This window comes from Streptococcus sp. BS35b (assembly GCF_000286475.1).
GTDB classification, from domain to species: Bacteria; Bacillota; Bacilli; order Lactobacillales; family Streptococcaceae; genus Streptococcus; species Streptococcus oralis_W.
On the sequence record NZ_ALKH01000004.1, the window covers coordinates 287,231 to 312,756 of the forward strand.

Here is a 25,526-nt window from a genome sequence, read left to right on the forward strand (position 1 = left end):
AGAACTATTTTATCACCTTCAGAAGAGATGTCAAGAAAAAAGTTTCCTAGAGAACTATTTTAGTCTGAATTGACATTGGAGAATATTTTCTCTATAATAAGCACTAGCTACCGTGGATAGGAATCCATTCACTTGATGAAGGGAGAAAACGTTCAAATGAAACCAGAAGAACAAAAAGTTTTAGGGATTTTAGCAACCATTTTTGGAGCCATCGCACTTTTAGGATCTTGGATCCCGTTTATTAACTATCTATCGTTTTTCATCGCTATTGTCGCGTTGATCTTAGGTATTATCGGACTTATTGCCAATCTCAAAAAACGGAAAACAATGGCCATTATCGGAACATCCTTGTCAATTGCTTCTATTATACTCTTCCTTACGACCCAGATGTTGTATGCTAATGTCTACAAAGAGTTTGTCAGAGAGTTTAACCGTTCTTATAGAGAGGCTAGTTCCTCAATGGAACGCGACTTGACAGATGATACCATTGATTCACTCCCTGAAGAGGAGGAAGAAGACGATACCTTCACTTGGACCCAAGAACAGTTCGACGCTTTAATCGAAGGTGACCTTGATAACAAAGGAAAAGGTGGTACCAATTACAAGGATATTATCAAAAAACACGGACTGCCAGACTCCGAGTTTGATTCCACTATTGGGGGATACGATACTAGAAAAGTCACCTATATCTCTATTGGTGACAATATCAAGACTGTTACCTTAACTTTTGCAAAACAGGACAATGGTCAACTCTTACTAGTTCATAAAATAGCTGTAGGCCTAGGAGAAAGCCAGCAGCAAAGAGATTCTGGTTCCAGAATCTAATCTCAAATATAAAAAGCGAACAGACTTGCTAGCTGTTCGCTTTTTTATTAGAATCCATCGACGTTCGTATAAATCTTTTGGACGTCCTCATCATCTTCAAGAACGCTGTAAAGTTTTTCAAAAATTTCAAGATCTTCGCCTGACAATTCTACTTCTGACTGAGGAATCATTTCCAATTCAGTCACTTGGAATTCTTCGACGCCAGACTCACGAAGGGCAACGATAGCCTTATGAAGGTCTGTTGGAGCTGTGTAAACAGTGATTGTTCCTTCTTCCGCTTCTACATCATCCACATCAATATCTGCTTCAAGCAACAATTCAAAGATAGCATCCGCATCATCACCAGCAAATACGATAACACCCTTGTTGTCAAAGAGGTAAGAAACAGAACCTGAAGCACCCATGTTCCCGCCATTTTTACCAAAAGCAGCACGAACGTTCGCAGCTGTACGGTTGACGTTTGAAGTCAAGGTATCCACAATCAGCATAGAACCATTTGGTCCAAATCCTTCGTAACGTCCTTCTGTAAAGGTTTCGTCTGTATTTCCTTTTGCCTTATCGATAGCCTTATCAATAACGTGTTTTGGCACCTGCGCTTGTTTAGCACGATCGATAACGAATTTCAAAGCAGTGTTTGATTCTGGATCTGGTTCCCCTTTTTTAGCTGCTACATAGATTTCTACACCAAATTTTGCATATACTTTAGAGTTAGCTCCATCTTTAGCCGTTTTCTTGGCTACGATATTGGCCCATTTACGTCCCATTAGGAATCTCCTTTTTTCACATTTTAATCTTTCTTATTATAACACAAGTCTAGCTGATTTTCACTAGAGGAAATGGATTTTCTTTTGCAAAGCAAGCTAGGATTTCCCTCCGACTGCCACGATTTTCTTGCCTTCTTTTATCCAAGGGTGTCGGGAAAGGGAGAAGTAAAGTTGGACAGTCATCACAACCCAGAGTAGTGGTTCACAGAGAATAACACCTGTGTAGCCTGTCCAAGGAATAATCCAAGCTACGAAAATAATTTTTCCAAACAACTCGATAAAGCTAGATACGAGGGGCAAGAGTTTTTGGCCTAGTCCCTGCAAGCTATTTCTATAAATCAATAAAAGACTTAAAAATGGATAAAATACAGAACTGATACGTAAGTACAAGGTCCCGTTTTCTACCAAGTAGCTGTCTGTCGAACTTGCTAGGAAAGAAACTAGGCTAGGACTGGCAAAAAATAGGAAAATACAGGCAAGGGCTGCCCAAGACATACTCAAATAGCTCCCTAAACGAAGACCTTGGACAATACGTTCGGGACGTTTCGCTCCAAAGTTTTGAGAGATAAAAGTCGTCATCGATGCTGAAATAGCCGTCATTGGTAATAAGGCAAAGGCCATGATTCGCCGTGCTGCCGTTTGAGCACTGATAATGACTGCACCAAAACTATTGACAGAGGATTGCAAAATGACACTTCCGATAGAGACGATTGACCCCATCAGACCCATGGCTAGTCCTTGCTCCAAGAGATCCACATAGAGAGCCTTATTCCATTTGAAATGTTTGAGACCCGGAAGAAGCTCTGGAACACTCTTACGAATATAAAAATAACAGAGGATTGCTGACAAACCCTGCGAGATAATGGTTGCAAGACCCGCAGACTGAACTCCCAGATGCAGTTGCGTAATAAAATACAAATCCAAGATCACATTAACGATAGCTGAAAAGATAAGAAAAGCAAGTGCCGCAAGGCTATCGCCAATCGAGCGCAGTAAGCCTGCAAAAAGATTGTAAGCAAAACTAACCCCTACACAGGTAACAATCATGGAGATGTACTCATAGGATTGAGGAAGGATTTCTACAGGTGTCTCTAAATATTGCAAGAGTGGATAAAGACCGAAGAAGCCTATCAGCATGACAAGAGCACTCAGGATGGCACCCAGAATCCAAGTTGCTGCAACAGCTTCTTTAATCTTAGCAAAATTACGAGCACCGTAAAGACGAGCGATGACAACTCCCATCCCATTTCCAACTCCGAGGGCAAAGCCGATAATCAGATCAAAGATAGCCGTCGTTGCTCCTACTGCTGCTAGGGATTCTTGTCCAAGGAACCGCCCTACAATCAAGACGTCAGCTGTATTATATAGTTGTTGGAAGATATTGGACAACAGAATTGGAAGGGCGAAGCTCAAAAGTGAGGGAAGAATGGAGCCATGAATCAGGTCCACTGTTCGTTTTTTATTCATAAAGATATTATATCAGCTTTCCAGAGGACCGACAAGATTCTTTAACGAATCCTGAAATCAATTGCTTACAGAGAGACAATTTGCTATAATCAAGAAAAGGAGGTCATTTATGAGTTTGACCAGTCAATTAATAACCGATGTGTTTCCAGATCTTGATAAAGTTGAAAAGCTAAATAACGAAGCTTTCCCCGAGGAAGAACGGGTCCCTCTTTCTGAGTTTTTGCGCTATCAGGACCGTGATGACGCCCACTTTTTTGCTTTTTATAACGAAGAAGAATTTGTTGGCTTTGCTTTTGCCATCTCCAACCAAAAGGCCTTCTATATCAGCTTTTTTGCCATCATGCCTCACTTAAGAAGTCATGGGTATGGGAAGGAAATTATCGACAAACTAACTGATTTTTATCAGCGAACCATGTTGCTTGAAGTAGAGCGACTGGATGAAGAATGCGATAACTTGGAACAAAGAAAAGCTCGTATGAGCTTCTATCAACAAAATGGCTTCAAAACAGCTAACGCTTTTCTAGAGTATGATGGCTTGAGTTTTGAAATTCTCTACCGCGGTGACCATTTCGACGAGGAAGCCTATCGCGACATCTTCCAAAAATTACAAGATGAACATTATTTTGACTTTCACATCAAATACAGGCGCTTTAGTGATCATTAGTTGTTTCAAGGAAGAGAAGTCTAACGAACTTTCTCACAATAAAACGCATAATATCAAGGTTCTGAATACCTGATATTATGCGTTTTTATGATTTTGAAAGCTTTCCCTAGTTTTATCTTTAATCTTCAATTTCGATTTCAAGTCCATCGCCTAGGTCAAGCGTTACTTCTTGGTTAGGTGCCAAATCTTCTGCGACAGAGGTAGGAGTGGTTCCCTCTTCATCTTCAATCAAACCGTATTGAACACGAACCTGATGGTCAATCTCATCAAAAATATCTGGGTGATCTGCCAAGTATTTCTTAGCATTTTCAGACCCTTGCCCGATTTTTTCACCCTTGTAAGAATACCATGCTCCTGCTTTTTGGATGATATCGAGATCACTTGCGATCTTCAAGAGCTCACCCGTCTTAGAAATCCCTTCTCCGTACATGATTTCAACGAAGGCTTCCTTAAACGGTGGAGCTACCTTGTTTTTCACGACCTTGATCTTGGTTTCCTTACCGACATTGGTATCTTTTTGGTCACCAGTTCCTTTGATTTGTGTGCTTCCACGAACATCCAAACGAACTGATGCGTAGAATTTCAGAGCACGTCCACCAGGTGTTGTTTCTGGATTTCCAAACATGACCCCAACCTTTTCACGCAACTGGTTGATAAAGATGGCAATTGTTTTGGTTTTATTGATAGAAGCTCCGAGTTTACGCATGGCCTGGCTCATCATACGAGCCTGCAAACCAACGTGACTATCTCCAATATCCCCATCAATTTCTGCACGAGGTACAAGAGCCGCAACTGAGTCAATAACAACAAGGTCAACTGCACCTGAGTCAATCAATTTTCCAGCAATTTCAAGACCTTGCTCACCTGAGTCTGGTTGTGACAAGAGCAATTCGTCAATGTTCACACCAAGGGCTGCAGCATAGGCTGGGTCAAGAGCATGTTCCGCATCGATAAAGGCTGCAATACCGCCTTCTTTCTGTGCTTGCGCAACAGCGTGAAGGGCAACCGTTGTCTTACCAGATGATTCTGGTCCATAGATTTCGATGATACGTCCTTTAGGATAGCCACCTGAACCAAGAGCAATGTCCAGAGCCAATGAGCCTGAGCTCATCACTTGAACTTTTTGCTCCGCGCGCTCGCCTAAACGCATGATTGAGCCTTTACCAAAGTCTTTCTCAATCAATTTAAGAGCATCGTTCAAGGCTTTTTCACGATCCACTCCAAACTTTTTTGAAATCTCATCTAATTTTTTTGGTTTTTTCGCCATTCTGTTCTCCTATATTCTACTGGTCCTTAGACCTATTTACTATTATATCAAAATTTAGTCACTTAATAAAGCCTTGCGAACTAGGTTAAAGGCATGCATAACCGCGATGTGACGTACATCTGCTCGACTCCGTCCTGCGATATTAGCCTTAATCACCTCTGTCCCTTTTGCATGTGCCAGTCCAATAAAAACTGTGCCAGCTGGATGCCCCTCTAGGCTATCTGGACCTGCCACACCTGTCAGGCTGACTCCATAATCAGACTGAGTCTTGAGCCGTGCCTGCTCTGCCATTTTTCGAGCCGTAAACTCAGAAACGACCCCGTGTTCTTTTAGCTCTTGCTCGGAAATATCCAACATCTTGGACTTTTCTTCTAGGCTGTAAGTGACAAAACCGCCATTAAAGATAGCTGAAACACCTGAAAAGTCTGCTAAAGTAGCTTGAAAGAGACCTGCCGTCAAGCTTTCTGCCGCAGTAATGCTTTTCTGTCTCTTCTTTAGCTCTTCTACAACGACACTCGCGAGGCTGGTTTCTTCCCCATATCCATAACAGATGTCTCGTAGAGAAATTCCCTCAAAAGTCTGGCGACTCAAGATTTGATTTTCTAGGATGTCCAGTGCTTGATCAGCCTTTTCTTGACTAACTGCTTTTGTAGACAAGCGCAAGGTCACTTCTCCCGTTTTGGCATACGGTGCCAAAGTCGGATCGGTTTGATGGTCAATCAAATCCGCCAAAATGGTCACCAACTGACTCTCACCAATTCCAAAGAAACGAAGCACTCGGGAATATAGTTTGGTGCCTGTCATCAGCTTGGGTAAGAGTTGGTTTAAGACCATGGGTTTCAACTCACTTGGTGGTCCTGGAAGGACCACGTAGGTTACGTCATCCACTTCCGAAACCCCTCCTACTGCTAAACCTGTCTCATTTGGCAGTGGAGTCGCTCCTTCTACAATTTGGGCTTGGCGCTCATTATTCGGTGTCCGAGCATAGTCAGGTCTATGAGCAAAGAAAATATCCAGTTTCTCTTGTGCTTGAGTGTCAAACACTAGATCTTTTCCCAAAAATTTTGCCAGAGTTTGTTTGGTCAAATCATCCTCAGTTGGTCCCAAGCCCCCTGTCAAAATCACAAGATTACTACGTTGACTCGCAATCTCAAGCAAGGACAAAAGACGAGCTTCATTGTCTCCGACAGCTGTTTGGAAATAGACATCTACCCCGATTTCTGCTAGCTTCTCTGATAAAAACTGAGCATTGGTATTGACGATCTGCCCTGTTAAAATTTCTGTTCCAACAGCAATAATTTCTGCTTTCATGTTTCCTCCTACTTATCTATTCGAATTCTTTTTGAAAAAATCGCAGGAAATTTCCCACGATTTGATTCTTTGTTTTATTCTACCTCTTCGTTTGAAATACTAGTACTGGTTGAAGGCGCTGTCCGGCCAAAGGCTGTTTCGTACAGTACCGCATTGGTTTCCAATTCTGTCACTGGCTCTTTACCTAGTGAACTACGCAAGAGATTTTGCATTTCGAGCATATGTTCTGAAGTGACAATCTGATAAGAAATTCCCTGTAGCTCAGCATCTTCCCCGCGCAATTGATGCGTTTCGATATTCCTGAAAGAATCTTGATAGCCGAGCAATTGTGGAATGCTCTTAGCTGATAAATCCACATTGGTCTGCATGTTGTCACTCAAAGCTTTTAAAATCCCTTGATAATGACTCACACTGTTCAGACTCAAAACCTTCTCAACGATTTTTTGAATGACTTCACGTTGACGTTTTTGACGTCCATAGTCTCCTTCAGGATCTTGGTAACGCATCCGTGAATACACCAAGGCTTCCTCACCATTCAAGTTTTGTTCCCCAACACCAATGGAAATCTTATTAAACTCTTCTTGGTCAGTGATGGAAATTGGGAAACCAAGTGTATTGTTGACGGTGATTCCACCAACTGCATCCACCAATTGTTGAAGGCCTTGCATGTTGACCATTACATAGCGGTCAATGTGGATATTCATCATCTTTTGAATAGTAGAAATTGCAAGCTCCGCACCGCCATTGGCATAGGCCGCATTGAGTTTGGCTTCCTGAACTTGGCCATTTCCACTCTCGATCTTGGTCAGAATATCCCGTTCCAAACTCATCATAGTGGTTTTCTTTGTTTTTGGATTAACCGTCAAGAGAATCATGGAATCACTATTCCCTGCCCACGGATCTGTACGTTCCGAATTTCCCGTATCCACCCCCATTAGGAGAATCGTTAAAGGCTCAGTTGCTTCGATAACGTTGGTTTCTTCACCGATTTTTTTGTAAGTTTTTTGACTCAGGGTTGCAGTCCCCTGCTGATAGATTGTGTAGGCATAAATTCCTACACCTACAACTGTTACTGCCAGAAAACCTAGCACCATTCCAATTAATTTTTTGATCATCTCGTTATTCATCTATCAATTTGCCCATCAGACAAACATCTAAAAATATCCCTTCTGCTAAATAGGCTCCTCTTTCTTGCAAGCCTTCTGTGATAAATCCCATTTTTGAATAGAGGTGGATAGCAGCCTCATTTCGTTTTTGTACACTGAGTTGCAAGCGGCGCAAGACGCCACTGGCTTTAGCCCACTCGATGCCTTCTTCTAGAAGAATAGTCGCCAATCCTTGGTTCCAGAATTTCTTTCGAACCGCTAAAAAAACATCTCCAATATGCCGAACCCTTAAATGTTGATCCGCTGTGATATTTAAGACTCCTGCAATCTCATCATTCAGTAAGGCGAGGAGAGTAATTTGATTCTCTGATGCAGCTTGCTTTTCGATAAAAAGAGCCATTTCAGAAGCTGTCATCATGATACCATTTTCATCTAGGCTAGTGAAGTCTGTCTCTTGACCAACACAATCTAAAAATGCAATCAAAGCTGTAGCATCTGAAATCTCTGCCTCACGAATACACAACTCATACTCCATCCTGAAGCTCCTTGATGAGTTGTTCAGCCCGAGAGCCATGAGCCGTAAAATGAAGGCAACGACCCTCAGCTTCTTTCAAAATTTCCAACTCCAAGTAAGAATCTGGTAAATCTTCACCCAAAAGATGCCCCCACTCAATAACAGTCACACCACCACCAAAGAGAAACTCATCCAAGTCAATAGAATCAGCATCACCTTCGATACGGTAGACATCCAAGTGGTAAAGTGGCAGGCGCCCTTCGTACTCTCTCACGATAGTATAAGTTGGACTTTTAATCATCTGACGGATATCCAAACCCTTGGCAATGCCTTTTGTAAAGGTTGTTTTACCCGCACCCAACTCTCCAGTCAAGATCAGAACATCGTCTTTTTGAAGCAAATGACCTAATCTTTCTCCGAGAGCTAGAAGCTCTTCTTCATTTTTTGTGTGCATGCTACTATTATACCAAAAAGTTTTCTTTTGTGTGAATTTTCTTTATAGACTTACTATGCTACATTTACAGTTCTCCTTGCCTTTCTTAGAAAAAGGTAAAAATACAAATAACAAATAAAACATCGCGAATCACATGTCCGTAAAATGAAATTTCCCTTTGCACGGATTTGGGAAAGAGGAAACGCGCACATAAAAAACCGAGACCGATATAAAGGAGAATGGAGGAGATTGTTACGGGATTTCTCAAGAAAATAATCGTGCCTAAAACGGAAATCACAACCGTTCTCTTCTTGTTAAGATGATTGTCCATATCCCGAATATATTTATCAAAAGGTAAGAAAATCCATAGATCTACTCCCAGCAAGAAAAAGAATGACGGCAGAAAGAGGTCAACCAGATCCTGCTGGAGCTCAGTACCAACTTGGATACTTTCTGATAAAATGAAACAGCTGGCTAAAAGATTGATGATTAAAAGAAGATTATGGATAAGCTTCACTTTCTCTACAGAATGTAAAATACTATGACTTTTCTGACCCAAGGTATGGAAGTAATTAATCCCAGCACAAAAACCAGAAACTCCCACTATGAGAATTAAAAAATAGACATTTCCTTCTCTTAAGGATAAAAATGATTCCTTCCACAATAAACAACTTCCAAATAAAATTTGGGTGACAGCTAATAATAATAAAACACGAATTGATTTCATCATTTCCTTTTCTTCCTCCGTATAAGAAATTATACTCTAACAGGATTAGAAAATGATAAATGACTTCCAAAATATCACATTAGGACGCTGAACGGTACAAAAAACGGTTCTGTCATTCACAGAACTGTTCTCTTCTAATCCTTAAACCAGAGGGCGATTTCTCGTTTAGCTGACTCTTCTGAATCTGATCCATGTACCACGTTTTGAATGGCTTGATTTTCTCCTGCCGCCTTAGCAAAATCTCCCCGGATGGTCCCCGGAAGAGCCTCTTCTGGACGAGTAGCCCCCATCATGTCACGCCAGCTTTCAATTACCTTGGGTCCTGAAATGATTCCAACAATTATTGGACCTGAGGTCATAAATTGGCGGATAGGAGGATAAAAACTTTTTTCAACCAAGTCGCGATAGTGTTGGTCAATCAAATCTTCTGAAACGGTTGAACGTAACTCTAATTTTTCGAGTTTGAAACCACGTCGCTCAATTCTTTTCAAAACTTCGCCAACTAGACCTCTCTTCACACCATCTGGCTTAATGATAAAGAATGTTTGTTCCATATAAATCCCCTTGTCATTTTAGTTCTTCTATTCTACCACACTTTATGGAAAAGTGGGAAAATTTTCTGAAACAAAGCAAAGAGAACCCGAAGGTTCTCTTATTTGCTTTTATTCTACAGTTTCTTCAGATTGGATTTCCACAGTTTCATCTACTGGAGCAAGTTCTGTCTCTTCTTGTTCAGGAGCCAGATATTCTGCGTCATTGATTGCCTGTGGTTCAAGGTTACGGTAGCGAGCCATACCAGTACCTGCTGGGATGATCTTACCGATGATAACATTTTCCTTGAGTCCAAGGAGATGGTCTTTCTTACCACGGATGGCTGCATCTGTAAGGACACGAGTTGTTTCCTGGAAGGAAGCCGCTGACAAGAAACTGTTTGTTTCAAGTGAGGCTTTGGTGATTCCCATAAGGACTGGGCGACCAGTCGCTGGAACTCCACCGGCGATAAGGACATCTTTGTTCGCATCTGTAAAATCGTTGATGTCTAAAAGGGTACCCATGAGAAGATCTGTATCACCTGGATCCATGACACGGACTTTACGGATCATTTGACGAACCATAACCTCAATGTGTTTGTCACCGATTTCTACCCCTTGACTACGGTAAACTTTTTGGACTTCACCGAGAAGGTAAGTTTCAACTGACAAGACATCACGAACAGCAAGGAGATGTTTTGGTTGGATAGAACCCTCTGTCAATGCTGCACCACGAGAAACTTGGTCTCCAACTTCAACACGCATACGTGCTGTAAATGGAACGACGTATTCTCCTTCGCCAGTTTCACCCTTAACAAAGACTTTCTTTGTACGAGTTGAAGCATCTTCTTCGATAGCTGTAACTTGTCCTTTGACCTCTGTAATAACCGCTTCCCCTTTTGGATTGCGGGCTTCAAAGATTTCTTGAACACGAGGAAGACCTTGAGTGATATCGGTATTTGAGGCAACCCCACCCGTGTGGAAGGTACGCATTGTAAGCTGTGTACCAGGTTCCCCGATAGATTGGGCAGCGATTGTACCAACTGCTTCACCAACTTCAACCGCATCACCAGTCGCCAAGTTGATACCGTAACAGTGACGGCAAACACCATGACGAGTGTTACATGTAAATACGGAACGGATAGTCACTTCTTCCACACCAGCATTGACAATCTCGCGCGCCTTGTCTTCTGTGATTAACTCATTTGGACCAATGATAACTTCGCCAGTTTCTGGGTGTTTAACAGTTTTCTTAGTGTAACGACCATTGAGACGTTCTTCGAGAGACTCGATCATCTCTTTTCCTTCCGCGATAGAGCGGATCAAGAGGCCACGGTCTGTTCCACAGTCGTCCTCACGGATGATAACGTCTTGGGCGACGTCAACCAAACGACGAGTCAAGTAACCTGAGTCGGCTGTCTTAAGGGCCGTATCGGTCATACCTTTACGGGCACCGTGAGTTGAGAAGAACATTTCAAGTACTGACAAACCTTCGCGGAAGTTTGAAAGGATCGGCAATTCCATGATACGTCCGTTCGGAGCGGCCATCAGACCGCGCATACCGGCAAGTTGTGAGAAGTTCGAGATGTTACCACGAGCTCCTGAGTCCATCATCATAACGATTGGGTTCTTCGGATCTTGGTTATCGACCAAGCGTTTTTCCAATTTCTCACGAGCTGCACGCCATTCAGCTGTAACAGCATTGTAACGTTCATCATCAGTGATCAAACCACGACGGAACTGTTTTGTGATTTGTTCTACACGCTTATGAGATTCTTCAATGATTTCAGCCTTGTCTTCAACCACTGGGATATCAGCAATCCCCACTGTCAATCCAGCAAGTGTTGAATGATGGTAACCTAAGTCTTTCAATCGGTCCAAGAATGCAGAAGTTTCTGTTGTACGGAAACGTTTGAAAATCTCAGCGATGATATTTCCAAGGTTTTTCTTCTTGAATGGAGGATTGAGTTCAAGGTTGCGAATGGCTTCCTTGATATCGCCACCTAGTGGCAAGAAGTACTTAGCTGGAAGCCCTTCTGTCAAGTTCGCATTATTTGGTTCTTGCAAGTAAGGTAGACCCTCTGGCATGATGTCGTTGAAGAGGATTTTACCAACTGTTGTAAGCAAGACCTTGTGTTTTTGCTCTTCTGTCCATGGTTTATTGAGGCTGTCTGTCGCGATACCAACACGTGAGTGGAGGTGAACATAGCCATTGCGGTAAGCCATAACAGCTTCGTCACGGTCTTTGAAGACCATTCCTTCACCTTCACGACCAGCTTCTTCCATCGTCAAGTAGTAGTTACCCAAAACCATGTCCTGAGATGGGGTAACAACTGGTTTACCATCTTTCGGGTTCAAGATGTGCTCAGCAGCGAGCATGAGGATACGAGCTTCTGCTTGAGCTTCTTCTGAAAGCGGTACGTGGATGGCCATTTGGTCCCCGTCAAAGTCGGCATTGTAGGCTTCACAGACAAGCGGGTGCAAACGAAGGGCCTTACCATCGATCAAGACTGGCTCGAAAGCTTGGATACCCAAACGGTGAAGGGTCGGTGCGCGGTTCAAAAGCACTGGGTGTTCTTTGATTACTTCTTCAAGGATATCCCAGATACGTTCGTCTCCGCGTTCCACCAAGCGTTTAGCTGCCTTAACATTTTGCACGATGTCACGGGCAACGATTTCACGCATGACAAATGGTTTAAAGAGCTCGATCGCCATTTCGCGTGGCACACCACATTGGTACATCTTAAGAGTTGGACCAACGGCGATAACGGAACGTCCTGAGAAGTCAACACGTTTACCGAGCAAGTTCTGACGGAAGCGTCCTTGTTTCCCTTTGAGCATGTGGCTCAATGATTTCAGTGGACGGCTACCTGGTCCTGTGATTGGACGACCACGACGACCGTTGTCAATCAAAGCGTCAACCGCTTCTTGAAGCATACGCTTCTCATTTTGAACGATGATACCTGGTGCATTCAACTCAAGCAAACGAGCCAAACGGTTGTTACGGTTGATAACACGGCGGTAAAGGTCGTTCAAGTCAGATGAGGCAAAACGGCCACCATCCAACTGCAACATTGGACGGAGATCTGGTGGAATAACTGGGAGGATGTTAAGAACCATCCATTCAGGTTTGTTCCCAGACTTGTAAAAGGCATCCAAAACATCCAAACGACGGATAGCTTTGACACGTTTTTGTCCAGTAGCTGTTTTCAACTCTTCTTTGAGTTCAGCAATTTCTTTTTCAAGATCTACTTGTTTCAAAAGGTCTTGAATGGCTTCGGCACCCATCTTGGCAACGAATGAACCATAACCATACTCACGCAAGCGCTCACGGTATTCGCGCTCTGTCATGATAGACTTGTGCTCAAGTGGTGTATCCTTAGGATCAATCACCACATAAGCCGCAAAGTAGATAACTTCCTCTAGGGCACGAGGACTCATATCAAGGGTCAAGCCCATACGGCTTGGAATCCCCTTGAAATACCAGATGTGAGATACAGGAGCTTTCAACTCGATGTGCCCCATACGCTCACGACGAACTTTTGTACGCGTTACTTCAACCCCACAACGGTCACAAACAATCCCTCTGTAACGAATGCGTTTGTACTTACCACAAGCACATTCCCAGTCTTTTGTAGGACCAAAGATGACTTCGTCAAAGAGTCCTTCACGTTCTGGTTTCAACGTACGGTAATTGATTGTTTCAGGTTTTTTGACTTCTCCATAAGACCATGAACGGACTTTGCTTGGAGAAGCTAGGGTGATTTGCATACTTTTAAAACGATTTACATCAACCACTATTTCTTCCCTTTCTATTCTAAGTGAACTGCTTATTCTTGATCAGCAGCTTCTTCTGTTGCTTCCGCTTTTGTTGCTTTCTCAGCCTCTTCAGCTTCAAAGGCTGCTTTAGCCTCTTGGGCTGCTTTTTCGCGGGCTTTTTCAAGGTCATCTACGTGGATGACATCTTCGTCCATTCCTTCATCCAAGTCGCGAAGTTCCACTTCTTGGTCATCTTCGTCAAGGACACGCATGTCAAGACCAAGAGATTGCAATTCTTTCACAAGAACTCGGAAGGATTCTGGAACACCTGGTTTTGGAATTGGTTTTCCTTTTGTAATAGCTTCATAAGCTCTCAAACGTCCGTTGATATCGTCAGACTTGTAAGTCAAGATTTCTTGAAGGACATTTGATGCACCGTAGGCTTCAAGAGCCCAAACCTCCATCTCACCGAAACGTTGTCCACCAAACTGAGCTTTACCTCCGAGTGGTTGTTGGGTAACGGTTGAGTATGGTCCGACTGAACGCGCGTGCAATTTATCATCAACCATGTGGTGGAGTTTGATCATGTACATGACACCAACTGATACACGGTTGTCAAACGGCTCACCTGTACGGCCATCGTAAAGGATTGTTTTAGCATCGCTGTCCATACCTGCTTCTTTAACGGTTGACCAAAGGTCTTCAGAACTTGCTCCGTCAAAGACTGGTGTTGCGATGTGGATACCAAGAGTACGTGCTGCCATACCAAGGTGGAGTTCCATAACCTGACCGATATTCATACGTGATGGCACCCCAAGTGGGTTCAACATGATGTCGACTGGAGTTCCGTCTGGAAGGTAAGGCATGTCTTCTACAGGAACGATACGAGAGACAACCCCTTTGTTTCCGTGACGCCCGGCCATCTTATCTCCGACCTTGATCTTACGTTTTTGAGCGATGTAGACGCGAACCAGCATGTTAACGCCTGATTGCAACTCATCTCCATTTGCACGTGTAAAGATCTTAACATCACGAACGACACCATCGGCACCGTGTGGTACACGAAGAGAAGTATCACGCACTTCACGAGACTTGTCTCCGAAGATAGCGTGCAAGAGACGTTCTTCAGCTGAAAGGTCTTTTTCACCTTTAGGCGTTACTTTACCTACAAGAATATCCCCTTCTTTAACCTCGGCACCAATACGGATAATCCCCATTTCGTCAAGGTTTTTAAGGGCATCTTCCCCAACGTTTGGAATTTCACGAGTAATTTCTTCAGGCCCAAGCTTTGTATCACGTGTTTCTGATTCGTATTCTTCGAGGTGGACAGATGTGTAGACATCGTCTTTGACCAAGCGTTCGCTCATGATAACGGCATCCTCGAAGTTGTAACCTTCCCATGTCATGTAGGCAACGATTGGGTTTTGTCCAAGCGCCATTTCCCCTTTTTCCATAGAAGGTCCGTCAGCGATAAAGTCGCCTTTTTCAACGACATCCCCAACTTTAACAAGCGTGCGTTGGTTGTAGGCAGTACCTGAGTTTGAACGACGGAATTTTTGGATGTGGTAGACATCCAATGAACCATCTTCACGACGTACTTCTACCTTGTCCGCATCTGCGTAGGTAACTTTACCGTCATGCTGAGCAATAACTGCAGCTCCAGAGTCATGAGCTGCTTGGTATTCCATACCAGTACCAACGTAAGGTGCTTTTGGATCAATCAATGGCACAGCCTGACGTTGCATGTTGGCACCCATGAGGGCACGGTTGGAGTCATCGTTTTCCAAGAATGGAATACATGCAGTCGCAACGGCAACTACCTGTTTTGGTGACACGTCCATGTAGTCAACCACTTCTGCTGGATACTCTTGGTTGACCCCTTGGTGACGTCCCATGACGACTTTCTCAGCAAAAGTACCATCTTCGTTCAATTTTGAATTAGCCTGTGCTACAGTAAATTCATCTTCTTCATCGGCTGTCAACCAAACGATTTCGTTTGTGACTACACCAGTTTCACGGTCAACCTTACGGTATGGTGTTTGAACAAATCCATACTTGTTCAAGTGTCCGTATGATGACAAGTTATTGATCAAACCGATGTTAGGTCCTTCAGGTGTTTCAATTGGACACATACGACCATAGTGAGTATAGTGCACGTCACGTACTTCATATCCAGCACGGTCACGAGTCAAACCACCAGGTCCTAAGGCTGACAAACGACGTTTGTGAGACAACTCAGAAAGCGGGTTGTGTTGGTCCATGAACTGTGACAACTGTGATGAACCAAAGAATTCTTTAACCGCAGCTGTTACTGGACGGATGTTGATGATTTGTTGTGGTGTCAAGACTTCGTTATCCTGAACAGACATACGTTCACGGACATTACGTTCCATACGAGAAAGTCCAAGACGTACTTGGTTGGCAAGCAATTCACCAACTGCACGGATACGACGGTTTCCAAGGTGGTCGATATCATCCACACGCCCGATACCTTCAGCCAAGTTGAGGAAGTAGCTCATCTCTGCAAGGATATCCGCAGGAGTTACAACACGAACCTTGTCGTCTGGATTGGCATTTCCGATGATGGTTACAACACGGTCTGGGTCTGTTGGGGCAACAACCTTGAATTTTTGAAGGACAACTGGTTCTGTCAGAACAGCTGCATCGTTTGGAATATAAACGATCTTGTTCAAGTCACCATCCAAGTGACTCTCGATACTTTCAATCACGCTACGAGTCATAACGGTGCCAGCTTCTACCAAGATTTCTCCTGTTTCAGGGTCTACCAATGGCTCCGCAATGGTTTGGTTGAGCAAGCGTGTTTTAACATTGAGTTTTTTATTGATCTTGTAACGACCAACTGCTGCCAAGTCATAGCGACGTGGGTCAAAGAAACGAGCTACAAGCAAGCTACGTGAGCTTTCAGCAGTCTTAGGCTCACCTGGACGAAGGCGTTCGTAGATTTCTTTCAAGGCTTCGTCTGTACGAGAGTCCATTGGATTCTTGTGGATATCTTTTTCAACAGTATTACGAACCAATTCGCTGTCACCGAAGATATCAAAGATTTCATCATCACCTGAGAAACCAAGTGCACGAACCAAGGTCGTAAATGGAATCTTACGAGTACGGTCGATACGAGTATAAGCGATGTCTTTTGAGTCGCTTTCAAGTTCCAACCAAGCTCCACGGTTAGGGATAACAGTAGAACCGTAGCCCACTTTACCGTTCTTGTCTACTTTGTCATTAAAGTAAACACCTGGTGAGCGGACCAACTGAGAAACGATAATACGTTCACCACCATTGATGATGAAAGTACCCATTTCGGTCATGATTGGGAAATCACCAAAGAAGACTTCTTGGGTTTTGATTTCTCCTGTTTCTTTATTGATCAAGCGGAAGGTTACAAAAATTGGTGCTGAGTAGCTAGCATCGTGGATACGAGCTTCTTCGAGCGTGTATTTGGGTTCCTTGATTTCATAGCCAACAAATTCCAACTCCATAGTTTCTGTGAAGTTTGAAATTGGCAATACATCTTCAAATACTTCCTTAAGACCGTGGTCTAGAAAATCCTTGAATGAATCCGTTTGAATTTCAATCAAATTTGGTAAGTCAAGAACTTCTTTGATTCTTGAAAAACTACGACGGGTACGATGTTTCCCGTATTGAACGTCATGTCCTGCCAAGATGATTCTCCTTTGTAAATAAAGTTCCAAGCCTGCTTCATCAGGCTATTGATTATCGTCAAATGGTTGTAAAACCCCTATCACCATGTCCCTTTGATGAATTTTCAGAATCTTTAAATCTTTGTTACAAACACTCAAAAACCTGAAAAAAAGCACAAAAAGAGCAGCTAAATCTGACTTTTTCAGAAGATTTAACTGCTGTGAGCCTTGTCTGGACAATATTTCAGACAAAACCTACGACAAATGATTACTCATATTATACCTTATTTAGCTAGATTTTTCAAGGTTTTTTTACTATTTTTTAAACAATCTTTTCCTATATATTATTTTAAAATTTCAAGAGAATGAAGCATTATATTTTCTCTTAAAAGTTAGGAAAACGCTTGCACTAATGTTTACCTCGTGCTATACTGATAAGGAACAACTACACAAGGAGAATTGTGATGAAAAAGATCCCATCTCAAACTGAGAAAAAAATGATTTATGGTATCCGTTCCTTGAAGAACGGAACTGGTTCTGTCCTTATTGGTGCCAGCATTGTCTTGCTTTCTGCTACAATGCCAACTATTTCGGCCAACGAAAACCTGCCTCAAACTCAGGAAAATACCAGCGCTGTGACCAAGGCCCCTACTGAGACTGAAACGAGTCAAACTCAAAAGGAAACGCCTATTTCTGAACAAAAGAATGCAAACGCTTCCCTTGATTCTGAAAAGGAAGCTACAGCTGCGAAAACTACTACAGCACCCGAAATATCTAAAACAGAAGATGCTACTACAAGCCAGACTAACAGCAAGGAAGAGAAAGTAGATGCCAGCACTTCGACGCAAAATTCTAATCAAAAACCACAAGTAGACACATCTTCTGAAGAACCAATCGCAGATAACCACTTCCGCATCCATGTAAAAAAACTCCCTGAAGAAAACAAAGATTCTCAAGGTCTTTGGACTTGGGATGATGTTGAAAAGCCGTCTGAAAACTGGCCCAATGGAGCCAAGTCCTTCAAGGATGCCAAGCAAGATGACTACGGCTATTACCTAGATGTCAAACTCAAAAATGAGCAAGCCAAGAAAGTCAGCTTCCTTATCAACAACACCAAAGGAGATAACCTTACTGGAGACCGTTCCGTAGAGCGCCTTTCTCCAAAAATGAATGAGGCTTGGCTAGATGAAAACTATAAAGTATACAACTACCGTCCTCAGCCAGCAGGAACTGTCCGTGTCAACTACTACCGCACCGATGGCAACTATAACAAAAAATCTCTCTGGTATTGGGGCGATGTCAAGAATCCAAGCAGTGGAGAATGGCCTGACGGGACAGACTTTACTGCAACTGGAAAATATGGCCGTTACATTGATATTCCACTCAATGAAGCTGCAAGAGAATTCGGATTTTTATTATTAGACGAAAGCAAGAAAGGTGATGATGTGAAAATCAGAAAAGAAGATTATAAATTCACAGATTTAAAAAATCACAGTCAGATTTTCCTCAAAGATGATGACGAAACCATCTACACCAACCCCTACTACGTTCACGATATCCGCATGACTGGTGCCCAACACGTGGCTAAATCTCGTATCGAAAGCAGTTTTTCTACCCTCGTTGGAGCTAAGAAAAACGATATCCTCAAACACTCCAGCATCACTGATTACCAAGGGAATAAAGTAGCTATCACAGACGTGGAAGTGGATGAGGCAGGTAAAAAAGTGACCTATATCGGCGACTTCTCTGACACTCAACACCCTTACACTGTCAGCTACAATTCAGACCGCTTTACCACACGTTCAAGCTGGCGCCTCAAGGATGAATCCTACAGTTACGATGGTCCACTCGGCGCAACTCTAAAAGAAGATGGCAAGCGTGTTGACCTCACCCTCTGGTCTCCAAGTGCTGATAAGGTTTCCGTTGTTGTCTATGACAAGAAAGACCCTGAAAAAGTAGTTGGAACTGTCGCCCTTGAAAAAGGAGAAAAAGGAACCTGGAAACAAACTCTGGATGCAAACTCTGGTCTCGGTATCAGCAACTACACTGGCTATTACTACCACTACCAGATCGAGCGCCAAGGTAAAACTGTCCTCGTTCTTGACCCTTATGCCAAATCATTAGCGGCTTGGAACAGTGACCTAGCAAAAACAGATGCCGCTCATAAGGTCGCTAAAGCTGCCTTTGTCGATCCAGCGAAGTTAGGTCCGCAAGACTTGACCTATGGAAAGATTCGTAACTTCAAATCACGTGAAGATGCCGTTATCTATGAAGCTCATGTACGTGACTTCACTTCGGATCCTGCCATCGCAAAAGACTTGACCAAGCCATTTGGTACCTTTGAAGCCTTTATCGAAAAACTGGACTATCTCAAAGACTTGGGTGTGACCCACATCCAGCTCCTTCCCGTCTTGTCTTACTACTTTGTCAATGAATTGAAAAACCATGAACGTTTGTCTGCCTATGCTTCAAGCAATAGTAACTACAACTGGGGATATGACCCTCAAAACTACTTCTCCTTGACTGGTATGTACTCTAGCGATCCTAAGGATCCAGAAAAACGTATCGCAGAATTCAAAAACCTCATCAACGAAATCCATAAACGTGGCATGGGGGCCATCTTGGATGTGGTCTACAACCATACTGCCAATGTTGACATTTTTGAGGATATTGAGCCAAACTACTATCACTTTATGGACGCAGACGGAACTCCACGTACTAGCTTTGGTGGCGGTCGTTTGGGAACTACCCACTACATGTCTAAACGTGTCTTGGTAGACTCTATCAAGTATCTGGTTGAAACTTACAAAGTAGATGGTTTCCGCTTTGATATGATGGGTGACCACGATGCGGCTTCTATCGAAGAAGCGTACAAAGCTGCCCGTGCCCTCAATCCAAATCTTATCATGCTAGGTGAAGGCTGGAGAACCTATACTGGTGATGAAAATACGCCTGTACAACCTGCTGACCAAGATTGGATGAAGAAAACAGATACTGTCGCTGTCTTTTCAGACGACATCCGCAACAACCTCAAGTCTGGCTATCCAAACGAAGGCCAGCCTGCCTTTATCACAGGTGGCAAACGCGATATCAATACCATCTTTAAAAATCTCATTGCCCAACCAACCAACTTTGAAGCAGACAGTCCTGGAGATGTTATCCAGTATATCGCAGCCCATGATAACTTGACCCTCTTTGATATCATCGCCCAGTCTATCAAAAAAGACCCTAGCAAGGCTGAAAACTACGCTGAAATCCATCGTCGTTTGCGACTTGGAAACCTCATGGTCTTGACTGCTCAAGGAACTCCCTTTATCCACTCTGGTCAGGAATACGGACGTACCAAACAATTCCTTGATCCAGCCTATAAGACTCCTGTTCCTGAAGATAAGGTTCCAAACAAGTCTCACTTGTTGCGTGATAAGGACGGCAAGCCATTTGTCTATCCTTACTTTATCCATGACTCTTACGACTCTAGTGATGCTGTCAACAAGTTTGACTGGACCAAGGCTACAGATGGCAAAGCATATCCTGAAAATGTCAAGAGCCGTGACTACATGAAAGGATTGATCGCTCTTCGTCAATCTACGGTCGCCTTCCGACTCAAGAGTCTACAAGATATCAAAGAACGCGTCCAACTCATTACTGTCCCAGGACAAAATGGTGTTGAAAAAGAAGACGTGGTCATCGGCTACCAAATCACTGCTCCAAATGGAGATATCTACGCTGTCTTTGTCAATGCGGATAGTAAGACTCGCGAATTCAACTTGGGAACTGCCTTTGCTCGCTTGAGAAAGGCTGAAGTCCTGGCAGATGAAAACCAAGCAGGACCCGTAGGAATCGCTAACCCTCAAGGTCTCGAATGGACTGAAAAAGGCTTGAAATTAAATGCTCTCACTGCTGTTGTTCTCCGCTTGTCTCAAGGTGGTGCCATCGTCGCTCCAGCTGTAGAAGAAAAACCAGAATTTGATCTTTCTAGCTTGGAAGTTGAACCAGAACAAGGTCAAGCTCAAAACCTAGCAGCCAATCCTGAAACTCAAGAAACTGCTGCAGAGGCTCACTCTCAGAACCTCCTTCCAAACACAGGAAGTGAGAGCAAATCCCTCCTTGCCCTTGCTGGATTCAGCATCCTTGCCCTTCTCGGACTCGGATGGTTGATGAAAAACAAGAAAAAGAACTAACACTCAATGAAAATCAAAGAGTAAACTAGAAAGCTAGCCACAGGCTACTCAAAGCACAGCTTTGAGATTGTAGATAAGGCGAAGCTGACCTGGTTTGAAGAGATTTTCAAAGAATATAACCTAGCCCTCCTATAGAGAAAACACCCCATGGTCAGAAGAATCTTCTAGTCATGGGGTGTTGTTTTTATGATACACTTATCTATCAAATCATGTATTCTACACTATAGCTAGCGTCTGATAAGATACGAGCCAGGAACTGCTTGGTTCGTTCTTCTTGTGGACGACTAAAGAAATCGTGGGGATTATTCTCCTCTACGATACGGCCTCCGTCCATAAAAATAACGTGGTTGGCAACATCTCTAGCAAATCCCATCTCATGCGTGACGACCACCATGGTCACACCTTCTCCCGCCAACTGTTTCAGAACATCCAAAACATCTCCAACCAACTCAGGGTCTAGTGCCGATGTTGGTTCATCTAGCAAAATGACCTCGGGCTTGACGGCAATGGCACGCGCAATTCCTATTCGTTGTTGTTGCCCTCCAGATAGCTGGGAAGGGTAGTAGTCTTTGTAGGCCAGTAAACCAACTTTTTCCAAGGCAAATTCTGCACGTTTGAGCGCTTCTTCCTTGGGAACTTTACGAGCCACGATTAGGCCTTCTAGAATATTTTCCAGAGCAGTTTTATTTGCAAAGAGATTGTAGTGTTGGAAAACAAAGGCTGTTTTTTGGCGAATTTCTAGAATGTCTTTCTTGCTTAATTTGGCTAAGTCATAAGTTTTTCCTGCCAAGGTCAAACGGCCACTGTCAGCTTTTTCTAAGTGATTGAGACAACGGAGAAAGGTCGTTTTCCCCGAACCTGATGGTCCTAAGATAACAACGACATCCCCTTGATTGACCTGGAGATTGACATCCTCCAGCACCTGCCTCTCTCCAAATGTTTTTGCGATATGTTCTACTTGTAACATCCTGTCCTCCTATACGAAACGCGCGCTAGATGCTTTTGCACTTTTTTCTTTTTTCACATAGCCTTTCTCCAGTAGGGAGAAGCCCCACTGAATCAAACCACAGATCAAAATATACTGCAAAAAGATTACAAAATAAGACTCAAAATACTGGTAACCGTAGGATGCTTCCACACGGGCAATAGCGGTGATGTCCTTGATGGTCATGACAAAGACCAAGGAGGTCCCTTTGACGATATTGATCACCAAATTGGCCAAGTTAGGCAATGCTGAGCGCAAGGCTTGAGGAAAAACAATCCTTAAATAGGCCTGGGTTGTAGTCAGCCCAATCGCATGCGCTGCCTCTAGTTGTCCCTTGTCCACCGTCAAGATAGCTGAACGCAAAATCTCCGACAAACTCCCGACTGTCATCAAACTATAAATAACAAAGGCATAATAGAGAGGATCAAGCTTGAAAATATCAAAGTCACTTCCTATACTTTTGAAAAATTGATTCAGCAAACTTGGAAACAAACTATAAAAGAAGAGAATCAATAAAATCGGAGGAGTCGCTCGGATAAACGCCAGATAGACCAGAGAAAAACTCCTCACCCCTCGAACCTTGTAAATCTGCCCCAAGGCCAAAAATAGAGCCGGTAAAAAGCTTAAGACCATAGCCACAATCATGATAACCAAGGTGATTGGCACACCCTTCAAGGTCTCCAGAAAGGTCTTTACAATATAGTCTATATCCATTTCTTACCTCCCTTTTGTTCCCAAAGACTTCTCAAGCAAACGACTCAAGCTTGAAATAACCAAGGCAATCCCCCAGTAAAGAAGCGCAACTGCCGTGTAGGTTTCCAGAGAGTAGTTCCCTAAATTGCGACTAATCAAGAGATTCCCCGCCCCCATAACATCAACAAAACCAATCGTATAAGCCAAGGCAGCATCCCGCATGAGATTGAGAATAGCGGTTGTTATATTGGGAAGAGCAACTTGAAAAGCTTGGGGAAAAATGATTCTCCAAAAAGTCTGACTTGTAGTCAAACCAATACTAAGCCCGGCCTCTGTCTGCCCTTTCGGAATAGCTTGATAGGCCGCCTTGAAAACCTCGGCAACAATAGCCGCAAACAAGAGAATCATCGTCAGGAGAACAAAAATAGTTTTAGACCAGTTGTTGATATCCAAACCAAGCCACCATTTCAGAAATTCTGGCAAGCCATAAAAGACTAGAAAAAGCAAGACAATCGGCGGTGTACAACGAAGGGTAAAGATATAGCCTTTGGAAATCGCTGCAAAACTCTTGTCTTCTCCTACTTGTGCCCAGGCCAAGAGACCTCCAAAAAGGGAACCAAGAAGAGTGGTAAAAAAGAGAATGGACAAGGTCATAGGAAGTGCCTGCCATAAGGTTGGCAAAAACTGAAAGACCTTGGAAAAATCATAAGAAACCATGCAAAACCCTTTCTAGTCTTGGAATTTCTGGCCTAGTCTTTGTCTACATAACTAAAGACATCTTCTTTAAAGTATTGCTGAGATAGCTTAGCAAGCGTACCATCTTCTTTCAACTCTTTGATTGCTTTTTCATATTCTTTAGCGAATTTCTCACCCTTTTCATCACGGTGAATCAAGGGATAAGTTGGAATGCCTTTATACGGGAACCAGCTGAGTTTATCCGCATATTGGTGGTAAGGGCCATCTTCTGCGGTAACTGCTTTTTCAAAGGACAGTTTGATATCAAAGAAGGCGTCATAACGTCCTTCCAAGACCCAGGCATAGGCATCTGCCACTTTAAAAGATTCAGCTGCTGTTAGCTCAATCGGTGCATCCTGATGTTTTTCATTGTAGCTGGTGATAACATTCCATTGAGCATTCTGTGGAGAGATGGGAACCAATTTCCCTTTATTCTTAGCAAAGTCATCAATGGTTTTGTATTTCTGTTCATCTTCTTTTCTGACAGTAAATCCGATGATGCTCGCTCCGACTGGTTCAGATGGAATGACAAACTTTTTAGCTCGTTCATCTGTGTACCAAGCTCCCTTGGTTCCGATGTCATACTTGCCTGATTCCAGACCAATCAAGAGGTCGTCATCACTGGTACCCGTATATTCAAATTGATAGTTTGCCAACTTCTCATCAACAGCCTTCAAAACAGCTACTTCATAACCATCTGATTCCCCTTTTTCATTGACAAAGTCATAAGGTACATAGTTTTGTGTATGGGCAACCTTCAAGGTTATGACTTCAGCAGACGAAGCCGTTTCTCCCTCCTTAGCTGGAGCGCCAGCTAAACTTCTCCCGATAATCGTTGCCCCAATTACTGCAACAACTGCTACACCACCGATAATCCATGCTTTTTTACTCATCTTTTTCTCCTTTAGTTTTCAAGCGCTTCTCTCACCCACTGGATACGTTCAACTGCGATATCACTTGGAATGGTACAATCTGCCCCAAGTACCAAGCCCTGTTCCCCAGCTTCTGCAACTAGTTTCTTTGCCTCAGCCTGAATGGCATCCTTGCTACCAGTATACAGCAAGCCTGTCTTGCCATTTTCGAATCCTCCAAGAACCGTACGTCCCTTGAAAATCTCACGACCTTCATTGAGAGTGATTCCCTCTGGTCCTACAGCCCAGTTAAAGACTTGGGCTGGATAATCTGCAAAAAGGTGAATATCATTTCGCGCTCCCTCGTAGCCACAGATATGAAGAACAGTGACGCCACCAACAGCACTAGCTGCTTCCAGAACAGTTATCTCGCTAGGTGCAATGACGGCTTGATACTCTGCTGCCGACACTCGTTGATCTTGGATACTTTGCACGCTGAGGTAGATTCCATCAGCACCAGCCTCTTCGATGACAGCTCGGCTGAGACTCGCAATATCCTCTGCAATCACATCCAACACCTTCTTAAGGGCTTTAGGATCTCCCACCAGAAAGTCCGCAATAAGGTCATCGCCACCAGACACTTCCCCCAGCAGCCACTTGAGATAGGTCACAGGAGCAAAAATATTGTAAATCGCAACGATATCTTCTGTAAACTCTTGCTTGATTTTCTTAACCAAGTCCACCTGCTCTTTTATCCAAGCATGATCTGGTCCGAGTGGTTGAATGGTCGCCAATTCTTGAAGTGATTTGCCTTTGGCAATCGCTGGATTTGGATAAGCAAAGTAGCCATCGCTCATGAGTTTGATAAAGTCCGGCTGAACTTCTCGGATAAAGCGCTTATGGCCCTCGATATTCTTCTCGATAATGACTGGATTTGAGAAACCGTGTAGCCATTCGTCTTCGGATGTGAAATGATGCCAAAAGCCAACTGGCACACGATCAACCTTCTCACCTTTAAATGCTTTTAAAACCCATTCTTTTTTTTCTGACAT

Annotated in this window: 19 protein-coding genes; 3 read left to right on the forward strand and 16 right to left on the reverse strand. The window is 43.3% G+C overall.

Features of this window, described 5'->3' with window-relative positions; translation table 11 throughout:
* Positions 1–135 precede the first annotated feature (135 nt).
* On the forward strand, positions 136–825 hold the full coding sequence (locus HMPREF1149_RS07000) for a CD20-like domain-containing protein (RefSeq protein ID WP_000675591.1): 690 nt from the start codon (positions 136–138) through the stop codon (positions 823–825).
* 47 nt (positions 826–872) lie between these two features.
* Here HMPREF1149_RS07000 and HMPREF1149_RS07005 read toward each other — a convergent pair whose 3' ends face one another.
* Positions 873–1,589 (reverse strand): YebC/PmpR family DNA-binding transcriptional regulator, encoded by a 717-nt coding sequence (locus HMPREF1149_RS07005; RefSeq protein WP_000532899.1) that lies wholly within the window; start codon positions 1,587–1,589, stop codon positions 873–875.
* A gap of 96 nt (positions 1,590–1,685) precedes the next feature.
* Positions 1,686–3,056 (reverse strand): MATE family efflux transporter, encoded by a 1,371-nt coding sequence (locus HMPREF1149_RS07010; RefSeq protein WP_001036290.1) that lies wholly within the window; start codon positions 3,054–3,056, stop codon positions 1,686–1,688.
* Positions 3,057–3,165: 109 nt separating this feature from the next.
* On the opposite strand from HMPREF1149_RS07010, the gene HMPREF1149_RS07015 reads away from it, so the two are divergent.
* Positions 3,166–3,720 carry a GNAT family N-acetyltransferase gene (locus tag HMPREF1149_RS07015; protein WP_000060287.1) on the forward strand — a complete coding sequence of 185 codons (555 nt, stop codon included), beginning with the start codon at positions 3,166–3,168 and terminating at the stop codon, positions 3,718–3,720.
* Between the two features lie 118 nt (positions 3,721–3,838).
* On the opposite strand, the gene recA is transcribed toward HMPREF1149_RS07015, so the two are convergent.
* The 9 genes from recA to rpoB all read right to left on the reverse strand — a co-directional run bounded on the left by recA (position 3,839) and on the right by rpoB (position 17,050).
* On the reverse strand, positions 3,839–4,987 hold the full coding sequence (recA, locus tag HMPREF1149_RS07020; protein ID WP_001085458.1) for a recombinase RecA: 1,149 nt from the start codon (positions 4,985–4,987) through the stop codon (positions 3,839–3,841).
* 54 nt (positions 4,988–5,041) lie between these two features.
* A complete protein-coding gene (locus HMPREF1149_RS07025; RefSeq protein WP_000642675.1) occupies positions 5,042–6,298 on the reverse strand; it encodes a competence/damage-inducible protein A in 1,257 nt (418 codons plus the stop codon).
* A gap of 74 nt (positions 6,299–6,372) precedes the next feature.
* Entirely contained in the window at positions 6,373–7,413 is a 1,041-nt protein-coding gene (lytR, locus tag HMPREF1149_RS07030) for a glycopolymer--peptidoglycan transferase LytR (RefSeq protein WP_000592177.1), read from the reverse strand.
* Positions 7,414–7,417: 4 nt separating this feature from the next.
* On the reverse strand, positions 7,418–7,939 hold the full coding sequence (locus HMPREF1149_RS07035; protein WP_000455512.1) for a GNAT family N-acetyltransferase: 522 nt from the start codon (positions 7,937–7,939) through the stop codon (positions 7,418–7,420).
* On the reverse strand, positions 7,929–8,372 hold the full coding sequence (gene tsaE / locus HMPREF1149_RS07040; protein ID WP_000556956.1) for a tRNA (adenosine(37)-N6)-threonylcarbamoyltransferase complex ATPase subunit type 1 TsaE: 444 nt from the start codon (positions 8,370–8,372) through the stop codon (positions 7,929–7,931). Before tsaE ends, HMPREF1149_RS07035 begins: the two co-directional genes overlap by 11 nt.
* Positions 8,373–8,457: 85 nt before the next feature.
* Positions 8,458–9,081 (reverse strand): hypothetical protein, encoded by a 624-nt coding sequence (locus HMPREF1149_RS07045; RefSeq protein ID WP_000978031.1) that lies wholly within the window; start codon positions 9,079–9,081, stop codon positions 8,458–8,460.
* Positions 9,082–9,212: 131 nt separating this feature from the next.
* The gene (gene ndk / locus HMPREF1149_RS07050; RefSeq protein WP_000438304.1) at positions 9,213–9,632 is read right to left on the reverse strand and encodes a nucleoside-diphosphate kinase; all 420 of its coding nucleotides are present in this window, start codon (positions 9,630–9,632) and stop codon (positions 9,213–9,215) included.
* Positions 9,633–9,740: 108 nt separating this feature from the next.
* Positions 9,741–13,406 (reverse strand): DNA-directed RNA polymerase subunit beta', encoded by a 3,666-nt coding sequence (gene rpoC / locus HMPREF1149_RS07055; protein ID WP_000228780.1) that lies wholly within the window; start codon positions 13,404–13,406, stop codon positions 9,741–9,743.
* Between the two features lie 32 nt (positions 13,407–13,438).
* A complete protein-coding gene (gene rpoB, locus HMPREF1149_RS07060; RefSeq protein WP_000907180.1) occupies positions 13,439–17,050 on the reverse strand; it encodes a DNA-directed RNA polymerase subunit beta in 3,612 nt (1,203 codons plus the stop codon).
* A 443-nt stretch (positions 17,051–17,493) separates the two neighbouring features.
* On the opposite strand from rpoB, the gene HMPREF1149_RS07065 reads away from it, so the two are divergent.
* Complete coding sequence (locus tag HMPREF1149_RS07065) at positions 17,494–21,210, forward strand: pullulanase (protein WP_000723760.1); 3,717 nt, start codon at positions 17,494–17,496, stop codon at positions 21,208–21,210.
* Between the two features lie 202 nt (positions 21,211–21,412).
* On the opposite strand, the gene HMPREF1149_RS07070 is transcribed toward HMPREF1149_RS07065, so the two are convergent.
* From HMPREF1149_RS07070 to HMPREF1149_RS07090, 5 genes are read right to left on the reverse strand one after another with little or no spacing between them, the layout of a single operon-like run.
* Positions 21,413–22,177, reverse strand: coding sequence for an amino acid ABC transporter ATP-binding protein (locus tag HMPREF1149_RS07070; RefSeq protein WP_000942249.1), 765 nt, complete (start codon positions 22,175–22,177; stop codon positions 21,413–21,415).
* A 9-nt stretch (positions 22,178–22,186) separates the two neighbouring features.
* On the reverse strand, positions 22,187–22,909 hold the full coding sequence (locus HMPREF1149_RS07075; RefSeq protein ID WP_000350573.1) for an amino acid ABC transporter permease: 723 nt from the start codon (positions 22,907–22,909) through the stop codon (positions 22,187–22,189).
* Between the two features lie 3 nt (positions 22,910–22,912).
* On the reverse strand, positions 22,913–23,605 hold the full coding sequence (locus HMPREF1149_RS07080; protein WP_000255462.1) for an amino acid ABC transporter permease: 693 nt from the start codon (positions 23,603–23,605) through the stop codon (positions 22,913–22,915).
* A gap of 32 nt (positions 23,606–23,637) precedes the next feature.
* Complete coding sequence (locus HMPREF1149_RS07085; RefSeq protein ID WP_000037003.1) at positions 23,638–24,516, reverse strand: transporter substrate-binding domain-containing protein; 879 nt, start codon at positions 24,514–24,516, stop codon at positions 23,638–23,640.
* A gap of 11 nt (positions 24,517–24,527) precedes the next feature.
* On the reverse strand, positions 24,528–25,526 hold the full coding sequence (locus tag HMPREF1149_RS07090; protein WP_001290980.1) for a uroporphyrinogen decarboxylase family protein: 999 nt from the start codon (positions 25,524–25,526) through the stop codon (positions 24,528–24,530).

Bases quoted from the DNA above. Each gene is read 5' to 3' on its own strand.
- HMPREF1149_RS07000 (WP_000675591.1), top strand. From the start codon at position 136: ATGAAGGGAGAAAACGTTCAAATGAAACCAGAAGAACAAAAAGTTTTA.
- HMPREF1149_RS07005 (WP_000532899.1), bottom strand. From the start codon at position 1,589: ATGGGACGTAAATGGGCCAATATCGTAGCCAAGAAAACGGCTAAAGAT.
- HMPREF1149_RS07010 (WP_001036290.1), bottom strand. From the start codon at position 3,056: ATGAATAAAAAACGAACAGTGGACCTGATTCATGGCTCCATTCTTCCC.
- HMPREF1149_RS07015 (WP_000060287.1), top strand. From the start codon at position 3,166: ATGAGTTTGACCAGTCAATTAATAACCGATGTGTTTCCAGATCTTGAT.
- recA (WP_001085458.1), bottom strand. From the start codon at position 4,987: ATGGCGAAAAAACCAAAAAAATTAGATGAGATTTCAAAAAAGTTTGGA.
- HMPREF1149_RS07025 (WP_000642675.1), bottom strand. From the start codon at position 6,298: ATGAAAGCAGAAATTATTGCTGTTGGAACAGAAATTTTAACAGGGCAG.
- lytR (WP_000592177.1), bottom strand. From the start codon at position 7,413: ATGATCAAAAAATTAATTGGAATGGTGCTAGGTTTTCTGGCAGTAACA.
- HMPREF1149_RS07035 (WP_000455512.1), bottom strand. From the start codon at position 7,939: ATGGAGTATGAGTTGTGTATTCGTGAGGCAGAGATTTCAGATGCTACA.
- tsaE (WP_000556956.1), bottom strand. From the start codon at position 8,372: ATGCACACAAAAAATGAAGAAGAGCTTCTAGCTCTCGGAGAAAGATTA.
- HMPREF1149_RS07045 (WP_000978031.1), bottom strand. From the start codon at position 9,081: ATGATGAAATCAATTCGTGTTTTATTATTATTAGCTGTCACCCAAATT.
- ndk (WP_000438304.1), bottom strand. From the start codon at position 9,632: ATGGAACAAACATTCTTTATCATTAAGCCAGATGGTGTGAAGAGAGGT.
- HMPREF1149_RS07065 (WP_000723760.1), top strand. From the start codon at position 17,494: ATGAAAAAGATCCCATCTCAAACTGAGAAAAAAATGATTTATGGTATC.
- HMPREF1149_RS07070 (WP_000942249.1), bottom strand. From the start codon at position 22,177: ATGTTACAAGTAGAACATATCGCAAAAACATTTGGAGAGAGGCAGGTG.
- HMPREF1149_RS07075 (WP_000350573.1), bottom strand. From the start codon at position 22,909: ATGGATATAGACTATATTGTAAAGACCTTTCTGGAGACCTTGAAGGGT.
- HMPREF1149_RS07080 (WP_000255462.1), bottom strand. From the start codon at position 23,605: ATGGTTTCTTATGATTTTTCCAAGGTCTTTCAGTTTTTGCCAACCTTA.
- HMPREF1149_RS07085 (WP_000037003.1), bottom strand. From the start codon at position 24,516: ATGAGTAAAAAAGCATGGATTATCGGTGGTGTAGCAGTTGTTGCAGTA.
- HMPREF1149_RS07090 (WP_001290980.1), bottom strand. From the start codon at position 25,526: ATGTCAGAAAAAAAAGAATGGGTTTTAAAAGCATTTAAAGGTGAGAAG.